The organism is Paraburkholderia sp. GAS448, assembly GCF_050435685.1.
Classification (GTDB): Bacteria; Pseudomonadota; Gammaproteobacteria; order Burkholderiales; family Burkholderiaceae; genus Paraburkholderia.
On the sequence record NZ_JBNDKT010000010.1, the window covers coordinates 84,070 to 96,901 of the forward strand.

Annotated in this window: 13 protein-coding genes and 3 tRNA genes; 9 read left to right on the forward strand and 7 right to left on the reverse strand. The window is 62.8% G+C overall.

Features of this window, described 5'->3' with window-relative positions:
• Positions 1 to 147 precede the first annotated feature (147 nt).
• Positions 148 to 717 (reverse strand): transcription elongation factor GreB, encoded by a 570-nt coding sequence (gene greB / locus P3T23_RS19685; protein ID WP_429317818.1) that lies wholly within the window; start codon positions 715 to 717, stop codon positions 148 to 150.
• A 115-nt stretch (positions 718 to 832) separates the two neighbouring features.
• Here greB and P3T23_RS19690 point away from each other — a divergent pair.
• Together P3T23_RS19690 and P3T23_RS19695 are read left to right on the forward strand one after the other, a co-directional pair.
• Positions 833 to 909 (forward strand) — tRNA-Arg (locus tag P3T23_RS19690).
• An 80-nt stretch (positions 910 to 989) separates the two neighbouring features.
• Positions 990 to 1,066: transfer RNA gene (locus tag P3T23_RS19695), tRNA-Arg, on the forward strand.
• 103 nt (positions 1,067 to 1,169) lie between these two features.
• On the opposite strand, the gene P3T23_RS19700 is transcribed toward P3T23_RS19695, so the two are convergent.
• The 5 genes from P3T23_RS19700 to P3T23_RS19720 form a co-directional block, all read right to left on the reverse strand.
• Positions 1,170 to 1,658 (reverse strand): phage protein NinX family protein, encoded by a 489-nt coding sequence (locus tag P3T23_RS19700; RefSeq protein ID WP_429317819.1) that lies wholly within the window; start codon positions 1,656 to 1,658, stop codon positions 1,170 to 1,172.
• A 212-nt stretch (positions 1,659 to 1,870) separates the two neighbouring features.
• Positions 1,871 to 4,237 (reverse strand): RelA/SpoT family protein, encoded by a 2,367-nt coding sequence (locus tag P3T23_RS19705; RefSeq protein ID WP_429317820.1) that lies wholly within the window; start codon positions 4,235 to 4,237, stop codon positions 1,871 to 1,873.
• A gap of 93 nt (positions 4,238 to 4,330) precedes the next feature.
• Positions 4,331 to 4,534: a DNA-directed RNA polymerase subunit omega gene (gene rpoZ / locus P3T23_RS19710; protein WP_006025620.1), complete on the reverse strand. Its 204-nt coding sequence runs from the start codon at positions 4,532 to 4,534 to the stop codon at positions 4,331 to 4,333.
• A 58-nt stretch (positions 4,535 to 4,592) separates the two neighbouring features.
• Positions 4,593 to 5,276, reverse strand: coding sequence for a guanylate kinase (gene gmk, locus P3T23_RS19715; RefSeq protein WP_429317821.1), 684 nt, complete (start codon positions 5,274 to 5,276; stop codon positions 4,593 to 4,595).
• Between the two features lie 7 nt (positions 5,277 to 5,283).
• Positions 5,284 to 6,207 (reverse strand): YicC/YloC family endoribonuclease, encoded by a 924-nt coding sequence (locus P3T23_RS19720; protein ID WP_429317967.1) that lies wholly within the window; start codon positions 6,205 to 6,207, stop codon positions 5,284 to 5,286.
• A 203-nt stretch (positions 6,208 to 6,410) separates the two neighbouring features.
• On the opposite strand from P3T23_RS19720, the gene rph reads away from it, so the two are divergent.
• The 7 genes from rph (at position 6,411) to P3T23_RS19755 (ending at position 12,077) form a co-directional block, all read left to right on the forward strand.
• Entirely contained in the window at positions 6,411 to 7,151 is a 741-nt protein-coding gene (gene rph, locus P3T23_RS19725) for a ribonuclease PH (protein WP_429317822.1), read from the forward strand.
• A complete protein-coding gene (gene rdgB / locus P3T23_RS19730) occupies positions 7,144 to 7,794 on the forward strand; it encodes an RdgB/HAM1 family non-canonical purine NTP pyrophosphatase (RefSeq protein ID WP_429317823.1) in 651 nt (216 codons plus the stop codon). Before rph ends, rdgB begins: the two co-directional genes overlap by 8 nt.
• Complete coding sequence (hemW, locus tag P3T23_RS19735; protein ID WP_429317824.1) at positions 7,791 to 9,011, forward strand: radical SAM family heme chaperone HemW; 1,221 nt, start codon at positions 7,791 to 7,793, stop codon at positions 9,009 to 9,011. Before rdgB ends, hemW begins: the two co-directional genes overlap by 4 nt.
• A gap of 53 nt (positions 9,012 to 9,064) precedes the next feature.
• A tRNA-Ser gene (locus tag P3T23_RS19740) sits at positions 9,065 to 9,154 on the forward strand.
• 306 nt (positions 9,155 to 9,460) lie between these two features.
• Complete coding sequence (locus P3T23_RS19745) at positions 9,461 to 9,964, forward strand: energy transducer TonB family protein (protein WP_429317825.1); 504 nt, start codon at positions 9,461 to 9,463, stop codon at positions 9,962 to 9,964.
• Between the two features lie 417 nt (positions 9,965 to 10,381).
• Positions 10,382 to 11,689, forward strand: coding sequence for an MFS transporter (locus tag P3T23_RS19750; protein ID WP_429317826.1), 1,308 nt, complete (start codon positions 10,382 to 10,384; stop codon positions 11,687 to 11,689).
• Between the two features lie 208 nt (positions 11,690 to 11,897).
• Complete coding sequence (locus tag P3T23_RS19755) at positions 11,898 to 12,077, forward strand: hypothetical protein (RefSeq protein ID WP_429317827.1); 180 nt, start codon at positions 11,898 to 11,900, stop codon at positions 12,075 to 12,077.
• 114 nt (positions 12,078 to 12,191) lie between these two features.
• Here the strand turns inward: P3T23_RS19755 and P3T23_RS19760 are convergent, their stop codons facing one another.
• Positions 12,192 to 12,320 carry a hypothetical protein gene (locus P3T23_RS19760; protein ID WP_429317828.1) on the reverse strand — a complete coding sequence of 43 codons (129 nt, stop codon included), beginning with the start codon at positions 12,318 to 12,320 and terminating at the stop codon, positions 12,192 to 12,194.
• Positions 12,321 to 12,832: the final 512 nt, after the last annotated feature.

Here is a 12,832-nt window from a genome sequence, read left to right on the forward strand (position 1 = left end):
GCTTTACGGAAGCATCTGCAGTATCGAAAGGCGCCGCATGCGGCGCCTTTTTTCATTGTTGCCGGGTCCGCCTGGAAGCCCACGAAAAGATGGGACGGTGATGGGACGATCCTGCCTCAGACTGGTGTCCTGCAAGCCAGGTGTGATTCAAGTCCCAACCTCCGCAGGCGGATACCGCACATCGAGCACGTCGATCGGTTCCGCGCCAGCCGGCGTGTGCAGCGTTACCTGATCTCCGATCCGCGCCTTCAGCAGAGCCCGCGCCACTGGCGAGATCCAGCTGACATGACCGCGATCCAGGTCGACCTCGTCTACGCCGACGATTGTCACGGTATGCACTTCGCCATCCTGCGTCGCGTAATCGATGGTCGCGCCGAAGAAGACCTGATCGACATTCTCCTGCTTGCTGCTGTCCACGACCTCCGCCAGATCGAGTCGCTTCGTCAGAAAACGGATGCGCCGATCGATTTCGCGCAGACGCCGTTTGCCATAGATGTAATCGCCGTTTTCCGAGCGGTCGCCGTTCGACGCGGCCCATGACACCAGCCTCACCACTTCCGGCCGCTCCTCGTCGATCAGATGCAGCAGTTCGTCACGCAGGCGCCGGTAGCCGGCGGGCGTAATGTAGTTCTTGGTGCCCGCAGGTATCTCGGGCTGTGCGACGTCGAGATCGTCGTCCTGATCCTCGGTCGATTCTTTGACAAAAGCTTTGTTCATGGTGCATCAACGCGGCAAACGCCCGTCCATCAAGGGTACATATCAGAATAATGGGACAAATCGGCGTTTGTCGCTTCCCTTTTTTTGAAGCTTTGCTATAATCTCGTTTCTGCGTGCGGCTGTAGCTCAGTTGGATAGAGTACTTGGCTACGAACCAAGGGGTCGTGGGTTCGAATCCTGCCAGCCGCACCACTTATTCGAGGGCCTTCCTCCGGGAAGGCCCTTTCGTTTCAGAAAGTTTTGCCAGATTGTAAGCAGTATCGGTTTTGCGTGCGGCTGTAGCTCAGTTGGATAGAGTACTTGGCTACGAACCAAGGGGTCGTGGGTTCGAATCCTGCCAGCCGCGCCACCTCTGAAGAAGGGCCTTCCATCTGGAAGGCCCTTTGTCTTTTGCGGCGCGGATTTTCCTCTCTGTGGTCCATCGTCGAACCAAACCCGGCGGCATGAAGGACTCAGCGCGGCGCAGACTGAATATCGCCGATCCGGCCATCGGGCGACGGCGGGTCTTCGAACGAAGTCGACGCTCTCTGCTCACCAATCGGCTCCGCCCGCGTGCCAACCAGCGATTGCGACTGGCGCAGCACGTCCGAAACGGTGTCGCCGAAGCGACTCGCTACAAACGCCCGCAGCAAGGCAGTTCTCAACGACTCGCCACGCCCTTCCACCGTCCGATGCCCACCCTCGAAGGCAGCCACGCAATGCGCCACGCCTGGGTGTGCGCGTTCGCTTAGCTCCAGTCGCTGCGCCCGCTCCAGCACGACCGCTGCAGCTTCCCACGACGTCGAAGGCGTAAAACGGCCGTCCCATGGACGCCCTCGGTCGCTGCCGCGGATCGCGACTGTCTGGCCGCTATCGGTAAAGTGGATTTCGCGCACGAAGTCATGCAGGCTGCGCGCCACCCAGTAATCGAGCGCAACGCCGGTCAGATCAGCTACGTTCATCAGATTCACTCCAGGGCGAGTTGAAGAGCGTCGGGGTGCTGCAAAGCAGCGAAAAGATGCGCCGTACAGAATGAAGACGGCGAGCGTTGATCGGCAAACTCAGGCAAATTCAGGCGAATCGTTAGCGCCCGTCGATCGGCTCAAGCATTCGCCGCAGCCGACGGACATGCTCCCCACACCGCAGGCACGTGACACGAGCGCCCGACTACGCGTCAGTAGTCGGCACGCTCCCGATCGATCCGCATGCCGCCGTCGTGGCGATGGTGACCTTCCTCGCTCGGCCGTTCGCGTGCGATGCGCATCACGTCCGGATTCGTGCGTACCCGGCGCATGACGTTCGCGAGATGCACACGGTCGCTGACCTGGATCACGAAGCGGAGCACCGTCGATTCCTGCGACAGGTCTTCGTCCATCGCGATGTGGACGATATTGGCATCGGCGGAGGTGATGTCCGCGGCGACGCGAGCGAACACGCCCTTCGTGTTCTTCACCAGCACCTTCACGGCGACATCGAACAGACGACCCGGCTGCGGCGCCCATGCGACGTCGATCCAGCGGCCCGGATCGCGGCGATGGATGCGTTGCGCGACGCGGCAATCGGTCGTGTGAATCGCCATGCCGAGGCCGATGCCGATGTAGCCCATGATGTCGTCGCCCGGAATCGGACGGCAGCAGGCAGACAGCTGCACCGACATGCCCTCCGTGCCGGTGATCACGACAGGCGGCGCATGCGACGTGGATTCCGGGCGCGGACTGTCGTCATCGGCGTCGCGGCCGCTCATCAGCACTTCGATGCGCTTGGCCATCACCGCAGCGACCCGCCGGCCGAGGCCGATATCTGCGAAAATTTCCTGACGGTTTTTGTTGCCCGTCCACAGAACCAGCTTCTCCCAGACCTCGGGTGTCGCATCCGACAGCGCAAGGCCGTAGCCCTTCAGCGCCTGATCGACGAGCCGCTCGCCGAGTTGCACCGACTCATTGAGCCGCATGGTCTTCAGATAGTGACGGATCGCTGAGCGTGCCTTGCCCGTCCGCACAAAACCGAGCCACGCCGGATTCGGCTTCGAATACGGCGCGGTGATCACTTCGACGATGTCGCCGCTCTTCAGTTCGGTGCGCAGCGGCAGCAGTTCGTTGTTGATCTTCACCGCGACGCACTGGTTGCCCAGGTCGCTGTGGATCGAGTACGCGAAGTCGAGTGCAGTCGCGCCGCGCGGCAGCGCCATGATCTTTGACTTCGGCGTGAACACGTACACCGCATCCGGGAACAGATCGATCTTCACGTGTTCGAGGAATTCGCTGGAATCGCCCGCTTCGCTCTGGATGTCGAGCAGCGACTTCAGCCACTGGTGCGCGCGCTTTTGCACATCGTTCAGATCCGCGCCGCCGTTCTTGTACAGCCAGTGCGCGGCAACGCCCGCTTCCGCGATCTCGTGCATCTTGCGCGTGCGCACCTGGAACTCGATCGGCGCACCAAACGGGCCGACCAGCGTGGTGTGCAACGACTGATAGCCGTTGACCTTCGGAATCGCGATGTAATCCTTGAACTTGCCCGGCACGGGCTTGTAGAGCGCATGCAGCGCGCCGATGCAGGTGTAGCACTCCAGCGCGCTATCGACGACGACACGGAAGCCATACACGTCGAGCACCTGCGAGAACGACAGCTGCTTGTCGCGCATCTTCTTGTAGATGCTGAAGATGGTTTTTTCGCGGCCCGTGACTTCGGCGTCGATCTTCGCGTCGGCGATCGCCCGCTGCACCGATTCCAGAATCTTGCCGACCACTTCGCGCCGGTTGCCGCGCGCGGCCTTCACGGCCTTTTCGAGCGTCGCGTACCGATGCGGATTGAAGTTCGCGAAGCTCAGATCCTGCAGCTCGCGATAGGTATTATTCAGACCGAGCCGGTGTGCGATCGGCGCGTAAATATCCAGCGTTTCGCGCGCCACGCGGCGGCGCTTTTCCGACGGCACCGCGCCCAGCGTGCGCATGTTGTGCAACCGGTCCGCGAGCTTCACCAGAATCACGCGCACGTCGCGCGCCATCGCGAGCAGCATCTTGCGGAAATTTTCCGCCTGCGCTTCCTCGCGGTTACGAAACTCCATCTTGTCGAGTTTCGACAACCCATCGACCAGTTCCGCGACCTTGGCGCCGAAGCGCTCGGCGAGTTCCGCCTTGGTCACGCCCTGGTCTTCCATCACGTCATGCAGCAGTGCCGCCATGATCGACTGGGCGTCGAGCTTCCAGCTGGCGCAGATTTCCGCGACGGCGACAGGATGGGTGATGTAAGGTTCGCCACTCTGGCGATACTGGCCGAGGTGGGCCTCGTCGCTGAAATGAAAGGCCGCCTTGACGTCCTTGATCTCTTCCGGCGCGAGATATTCGGCAAGCGCGGACGTCAGCTTCGCGATCGAAACGACGTCATGCCGGCGCGGTTGCTCCGGCGTGGCGGTCGGCCCGAACAGATGGCGAAACGACTGTTCGAGAACCGCGTCGATGTACTTGCGTGCAGACGAAGGCGAATCGCTATCCTGCGTGTCGTGTTCCACGTCCGAAGCGGCAGGCGACGGGGTAGTGCTCATGTTCGCCTCCGTGTCGGGTTGCTCGTGGGTTGAACGCCGGTCTGCACGCGTTGCTTCAATTACATGGCAATCGAAAACAGATGCAGATGGGCCTTAGACAGGCACCTTCTTCAGCATTTCGACGCCGACCTGGCCAGCCGCGATTTCACGCAGCGCGACAACGGTGGGCTTGTCGCGGCTTTCGATCTTCGGCGTATGACCTTGTGCGAGCTGACGCGCGCGATAGGTTGCGGCAAGCGCCAGTTCGAAACGATTCGGGATCTGTTTCAGACAGTCTTCGACGGTAATGCGGGCCATGTTGGAATTCCTTCTCAGTATGTTGCTTATTCTACCTTATGTGCCGGTCACCCCGCCGTCAGCTGGCGTGCGGCAGATGAATGCCGAGCTGCACGAAAAGATCTGTGTGCCGGGCGTACTGCGAAGCGAAGCGCGAGCGCGTCGCGGCGACGAGACATTGCAGCTCGGCCAGTGCGCGATCGAAGTTCTCGTTGATCACTACATACTCGGCTTCGGCCGCGTGCGCCATCTCGCTGCCGGCTGCCAGCAGGCGTCGTGTAATCACGTTCGGCTCGTCCTGGCCGCGCTTCTTCAGACGCTCTTCGAGCGCATCGAGCGACGGCGGCAGGATGAAGATTCCCACGGCATTGTGGAACTGCTTCTTCACCTGCTGCGCGCCCTGCCAGTCGATTTCGAGCAGCACGTCGTGGCCTGCCTTCATCTGCTCTTCGATCCACAGGCGCGAAGTCGCATAGTAGTTGCCGTGCACTTCCGCGCTTTCGAGGAACTCGCCCTGCGCATGGCGGGTGAGGAAATCGTCGACGGTCGTGAAATGATAGTGCTGGCCATCCTGTTCCTTCGGCCGCGGCGGGCGCGTCGTGTACGAGATCGACAGGCGGATTGCCGGGTCTTTCGCAAGCAGTGCGTTCACGAGCGTCGACTTGCCCGCGCCCGATGGCGCGACGACCATGAACAGGTTGCCCGGATAAGCTCCGGAATAAGGGTTGCGTGGCGCGTGGCCTTCGCGTGTCTGGCCGGTCATGGGCTCTTTACTCCAGGTTTTGTACTTGCTCGCGCATCTGCTCGATGAGCAGCTTCAGGGTCATCGACGAATCCGCCAATTCCTTCGCGGCCGCCTTCGAGCCGAGCGTGTTCGCTTCGCGGTTCAGCTCCTGCATCATGAAGTCGAGCCGTTTGCCAACCTTGCCGCCCTTCTCGATCACATGCCGCGTTTCGTTCAGGTGGGCGGTCAGACGCGACAGCTCTTCGGCGATATCGATACGGATACCGTACATCGTCACTTCCTGACGGATGCGTTCCGCGATCTCCTCGCGCGAAATGCTGATGGCCGCCGTATCCGGCACCGCAATACCGAGCGCTTCCTGCAAACGCTCGACAATCTTCTGCTGCTGCTTCGTGATCAGTTCCGGCACGAGTGGCGTGATCTTCGCGACGATCGTTTCCATTTCAGTGACGTTCGCGATCAGCATCGTCGCGAGTTGCGCGCCTTCGCGGGCACGCACGTCGATCAGATCCGTGATCGCCTGCTTGCCGCACGCGAGCACCGCATCGCGCAGCACTTCCGGCGCCACGCCGCTTTCGGCCAGCACGCCGGGCCAGCGCAGGATTTCACCGGACCGCAGACGGCCGGCTTCCGGAAACACGCCGAGCACCGCGCGCTCGAGCAACGCGAGCTGGTCCAGCGTGTCGCGATTGACCGCGCCGGCATTTGCCGACTGTTCGCTGCGCTGCAGGTTGATACGGATATCGACCTTGCCGCGCGACAGCTTGTTCATCAGCATCTCGCGCAGCGTCGGTTCGCAGACGCGCACGTCTTCGGGCATGCGGAAATTGAGGTCGAGGAAGCGCGAGTTCACCGTGCGCAGTTCGACCGACACGCTTACGCCGCCAGTACCTGAGGCGGCTGCGAGTTCGCGCGTGGCGCTCGCATAGCCAGTCATGCTGTAGATCATCATTCGTCTCGCGATGGGAGGCCGTTCAGCTCGTGATACGGCCGGTGGAGTCGGGCCGCCCGGCGTGTACGAGGCGCGGGGCGTGGAACGCGCATTATCCCATTTTTGCGGGAGCGCCTCGCGCGAGGCGCCAGGGCTTACCGGGCCGATCGGCGGTAAAATCGCAGTTTCCCCTCTGCCCTCTCTTTCTCCGGTTCCCGACGATGAACGACACCACCCAACGTCCCAGCGGCCGCCGCGCCGACCGCCTGCGCGACGTGCGCATCACGCGTCATTACACGAAGCATGCAGAAGGCTCCGTGCTCATCGAATTCGGCGACACGAAAGTGATCTGCACGGCGAGCATCGCCGAACAGGTTCCGGCCTTCCTGCGCGATCGCGGTCAGGGTTGGCTGACGGCCGAATACGGCATGCTGCCGCGCGCGACGCACACCCGCAGCGACCGCGAAGCCGCACGCGGCAAGCAGACGGGCCGCACGCAGGAAATCCAGCGTCTGATCGGCCGCGCGTTGCGCTCGGTGTTCGATCTGGAGCGCCTCGGCGCACGCACGCTGCACATCGATTGCGACGTGATCCAGGCCGATGGCGGCACGCGTACGGCGAGCATCACGGGCGCCTTCGTCGCGGCGCACGATGCGGTCGCGAAGCTGCTTGCCACCGGTCGCATCGAAAAATCGCCGATCACCGACTACGTTGCGGCGATCTCGGTTGGCGTGTTCAACGGCCTGCCGGTGCTCGATCTCGACTACGACGAAGATTCGCAGTGCGACACCGACATGAACGTCGTGATGACGGGCGCGGGCGGCTTCGTCGAAATTCAGGGTACGGCCGAGGGCGTGCCGTTCTCGCGCAACGAGATGAACGCACTGCTCGATCTGGCGCAAAGCGGCATTGAAACGCTGATCGCGAAACAGAAGGAAGCACTGGAGTTGAAGGGTGACTGATCGCAACAACATCGACGGTGCGCGCCGTACGATCGCGTCGGCGCTTGAACAGGTGGTGCTTGCGTCGAACAACGCGGGCAAGCTGCGCGAGTTCGCGGCGCTCTTCGAAACCGTCGGGATCGAGCTGATTCCGCAGGGCCGGTTCAATGTGCCCGAAGCCGAAGAACCGCATCCGACTTTCGTCGAAAATGCGCTCGCGAAGGCGCGTCATGCGGCCAAGCTCACCGGGCTGCCGGCGCTTGCCGATGACTCAGGCCTGTGCGTCGTCGCATTGCGTGGCGCGCCGGGGGTTTACTCGGCGCGTTACGCGCAACTGGCCGGCGGCGAGAAGAGCGACGCCGCCAACAATGCGCGCCTCGTTGATGAACTCAGGTCTCACGACGATCGCCGGGCGTACTACTTCTGCGTGCTCGCGCTCGTGCGGCATGCCGACGACCCCGAACCGCTGATCGCGGAAGGCCGCTGGCACGGCGAAGTGCTCGATGCGCCGCGCGGCGCGAACGGCTTCGGTTACGACCCGTACTTCTTTCTGCCGGCGCTGAAGGCGACGGCCGCCGAACTGGATCCCGCCGTGAAGAACGCCACCAGCCATCGCGCGATCGCGTTGCGGCATCTGCTTGCGCGTCTGTCGGAGGCGGCGTGAGCGCCGCATCGACGGGCGCCGGCGTCGGCGTCATCAAGGCCTTCACGGCGCCGGGCGGCATCCGCCTGACGTCGTTGCCGCCGCTCGCGCTGTATGTGCACTTTCCGTGGTGCGTGCGCAAGTGTCCGTACTGCGATTTCAACTCGCACGAGTGGAAGGGCGACAGCTTCCCCGAGAACGAGTACCTCGATGCGCTGCGCACCGACCTCGAACTGGCGTTGCCGCTCGTGTGGGGACGCCAGGTGCATACGGTGTTCATCGGCGGCGGGACGCCGAGCCTGCTGTCGGCGGCCGGGCTCGACCGGCTGCTGTCGGACGTACGGGCCTTGCTGCCGCTCGACGCCGACGCCGAAATCACGCTCGAAGCCAACCCCGGCACGTTCGAGGCCGCGAAGTTCGCGCAGTTTCGCGCAAGCGGTGTGAACCGTCTGTCGGTGGGAATCCAGAGTTTCAACGAGGCGCATCTGAAAGCCCTCGGACGCATTCACGACTCGACGCAGGCGCGTCACGCGGTCGAAGTCGCGGCGAACACCTTCGACAACTTCAATCTCGACCTGATGTTCGCGTTGCCGAAGCAGACGCTCGCAGAATGTCAGGCCGATATCGAAACGGCGCTGTCGTTTGCGCCGCCGCACCTGTCGCTATATCACCTGACGCTTGAACCGAACACGCTGTTCGCGAAGTTTCCGCCACCGCTGCCCGACGACGATCAGTCGGCCGACATGCAGGACTGGATCCATGAGCGCACCGCCGCTGCAGGCTATGCACGCTACGAGGTGTCGGCGTATGCGAAGCCGCATCGGCAAAGCAGACACAACCTGAACTACTGGCGCTTCGGCGACTATCTCGGTATCGGCGCAGGCGCGCATACGAAGCTGTCGTTTCCGAACCGCATCCTGCGCCAGGCGCGCTACAAGCATCCGGCGACGTTCATCGAGCAGGCGAAAGCCGGCGCACCGGTGCAGGAAGAACACGAAGTCGGGCCGCGCGATCTGCCGTTCGAATTCATGCTGAACGCGCTGCGCCTGGTGGAAGGGTTTCCAGTGCACCGGTTCATCGAACGCACCGGTCTGCCGATGACATCGATCGAGCCGGCGTTGCAGGAAGCGGAGAAGCGCGGCCTGATTGTCCGCGATCACGAAAAGATTGCGCCGACTGCTCGCGGCCAGAACTTCCTCAACGATCTGCAGGCGCTGTTTCTGAAGGACGGGCATTGATCGCAGGCGGAGGTCGCCGCCGCTGACCGATTTCGGGTTACAATTCGCGGCTTGGAGGTGTGGCCGAGCGGTTTAAGGCACCGGTCTTGAAAACCGGCGAAGGAGCAATCCTTCCGTGAGTTCGAATCTCACCGCCTCCGCCAGACATACACGAAAGGCATTGAATTCTTCACGGATCCAATGCCTTTTTGCTTTTCTGCGGTACCGCATAACGCAGGCACAACGAAGCGCGTACAGCTATATCAAGGCGACGTCCGGATCCGGAATCCGAAGCGGGTAGGCGCCGATATCGAAGCGCCTCCTACCGGCATCGCATCAAGCGGGACCGTCTTTATGCGCAACGAATTCAAGCGTGGTCGAGCGCACTAAAAGCAGGGGCAACGCGGATTGAAAAGCCACGCGCATGCACTAGCATGAATGTACGCCCCACCCTAGAGATTCACCCTGCCATGCTGCCCCTCGCTCGCCGCCGCCGTTCCGCCCTGTTGACTTCAATCGTGCGTGGCGCCGCACTGATCCTTCTGGCAACCACCGCAGCCTGTACGATCACGCCGCCCGAGCGACCGACGACCTACGTTCCGCCAGCCGCGATCAACAGCGTCTCGCTCGATCAGTACCGCAGCGCCGTCGCGCAGCGCATTCTCGAACGCAACCCGTCGTATGTGCTGCATGGCACGCCGCAGGCGATGCTGCGCTCGCTCGTCGTCGTCGCGTTCACCGTCGACCGCGACGGAAAGCTCGTCACGTCGTCGGTCTATCGCACCAACGGCGATGACGAAGCCGAAGGCACCGCGCTTGCCTCGCTGCGTCGCGCGTCGCCATTGCCGCAGCCACCGGCCAAACTGCTCGACGGCCGCGGCCATCTCGAACTGATGGAAGACTGGCTCTTCAACGACAACGGCAAGTTCCAGCTGCGCGAATTTGCATCGCCGCAAGCGCAAACGACCGATTGACAGGGCAAGCGCATCCGCTCGCCTTTCACCCATCCGTGCCGCATCGGGTTGCGGCGCGGTGCGCACGCTCGTTATAATTTTTTGATACGCCTGCCGGAGCCCTCCGGCACCGCTTTCGCCGTCCGCCCATCCGCGTGCGCCGAACAGCCTGACCGTGGCTTCGCCGCGCCACTCGCGCGACCGTCCGGATTGCATCGCTACGTGTCCCGACGCCCGTGCGCCGGCAGTTCCGTGACGAGGTAAGCTGATGCATGCCTGCAAATGTTGCATGAGCAACAAGCCGCGCTTACGTCGACCGGTCCTCCGTTCCCGGCCAGCATCGATTACAAACAAAGACACGGTCCGCCCCGGCCCATCCGACGAAGCGCAGGACGCTTTCCGCCGGCACGGCTGTGTCACGACAACTGGAGACCCTGGATGTCCTCATCACCCGTTTCCACGGCACCAGCCGACGTGGCCAGGAAGAACAGCGCTTCGCGCGTCATCTTCGCCAGCTTCATCGGCACCGCGATCGAGTTCTACGATTTCTACGTCTATGCGACGGCGGCGGCACTCGTGATCGGCCCGGTGTTCTTTCCGCACGGCTCGGCAACAGCGCAGGCCCTGTCGGCGTTCGTCACGTTCGGCATCGCCTTTATCGCGCGGCCGATCGGCTCGTTCATCTTCGGCCATTTCGGCGATCGCATCGGCCGCAAGTCGACGCTCGTTGTGTCGCTGCTCGTAATGGGCCTGTCGACCACCCTGATTGGCTTCCTCCCCGGCTACGATTCGATCGGCAGCCTCGCGCCGATCCTGCTGTGCATCCTGCGTTTCGGGCAGGGCATCGGCCTTGGCGGCGAATGGGGCGGCGCGGCGCTCCTCGCCACCGAGAACGCACCGGCCGGCAAGCGCGGCTGGTTCGGGATGTTTCCGCAACTCGGACCATCGATCGGCTTTCTCGCATCGAACGGCCTGTTCTTCGGCCTCGCCTTGTCGCTGTCCGACGACCAGTTCCGCAGCTGGGGCTGGCGTGTGCCGTTCGTCGTCAGCGCGGTGCTGGTCGTGCTCGGTCTGTACGTGCGCATGAAGATCGCCGAAACGCCGGCGTTCCAGGCCGCCATCGATCGTAAGGAACGCGTGCGCGTGCCGCTCGCGACGTTGCTCTCTCGACACTGGCGGCCGACGCTGCTCGGCGCACTCGCGATGGTCGTCTGCTACACGCTGTTCTATATCTCGACTGTGTTCTCGCTGTCGTACGGCGTGTCGGTGCTGAAGTTTACGCGGCAGGGTTTCCTCGGGCTGCTGTGCATCGCGGTGCTGTTCATGGCGCTCGCCACGCCGCTCTCCGCGTGGGCTAGCGACCGCTATGGCCGCAAGCCGGTGCTGATCGTCGGGATCGTCGCCGCGATCCTGTCAGGCTTCACGATGGCGCCGCTCCTCGGCAGCGGTTCAACGCCGCTGGTGCTGCTGTTCCTGATCATCGAACTGTTCCTGATGGGCGTCACGTTCGCTCCCATGGGCGCCCTGCTGCCCGAACTCTTTCCGACCAGCGTGCGCTACACCGGTGCAGGCGTTGCCTACAACCTGGGCGGGATTCTCGGCGCGTCGGTAGCGCCGTATATCGCTCAGGTGCTCGTCGCGCGTGGCGGCCTGACGTGGGTCGGCGCCTATGTCTCGATCGCCGCGACGGTCAGCCTGATCGGCGTGCTGTGCATGCGCGAAACGCGCGATGCAAGGCTGATGTAAACACGGGTCGCTGACAGCACATTTCATCGCACTCCCGGCTGGCGCAGCATCTTGCGTCAGCGCGCGCATCGCCGGGAACAGGTCGTGCTTTCCCTCACTTGCACGGCTTTTTGGCCTGCCTATACTCGGATCGAATTCCGATGAACCGGCCAGCCCAATCGAACGGATCGGCAGATATCCGCTTTAGCGATGCCCACAGGAGTCGACGATGAATATTTACCTGCATAACGCAGACATCGTGATGATCATTGCCCTCGCACTGCTTGGCGCCTTGCTGCTGGCAGTCCGCTTCAGGCCCGCCACGTGGAAGGGCATCGTCGTGGAAGCCCTGGCGGCAAACCTGGCCGCCATTGCCGCGGTCGTCGCTTTCGAGATGCTTCTGGCGTAACCCGAAGCCGCAGACCAAAGCAGCAAAAAAAATCGCGCGATCCGCAGGCGCAGACCGCGCGACCTCCCCACCCGTACCGGCGCACTGGAAATGCCAGGCTGCCGGCACGTCCCGTTACCGGTAATAGCCTCCGTGGTAATAGCCGCCACCGTAGTAGTAGCCCGGAGCGGGTACGACGACGCACCCTCCCAGCGCAGCGGCCAGGAGCGCTCCCGCAATCAAGGTTAGCGTCAAGCGTTTCACTTCGTTCTCCCGTCGAGTCAGTGATATTCGAGCGATCTCGAATGACTCGATTGGACACGACGGCGCGCGCCGCAACCGTTGCAATTTGTAAGGGGAGATGTGCATCGTGTTACACGCTCGGGATAACTTACGCGTCGGCGGCGTAGTGCGTGGAGCCATCGGCGCTGCGTGAACCGGGTGCACGAATTGCCCCAATTCGGGGCGGCCAGCGTTCGGGCACGCAGCGAGGCACGCCCATGGCGGAACTCGCCAAGGCAGGGGCGCCGACGCTTGCAACCCAGAGACCCACTGCGACGCAATTCAGGCACAACGACCCGACTGTAGGTCTGTGCAAATTGCGCGCCCGCCGCCAACGAAAAGCGACAGTTTTAACAAGCATGTAATGTGCCGCGCCAGCCGAAGGCGTTACCTGAAAGAAGCTGTACTCCCTGGAGTACTTCCTCGCGTATTTCCGGATCTGGCACCCGGAACCCAGGGACCGTGCCGCACGGTCTAACAGAAACTGGAGCGAT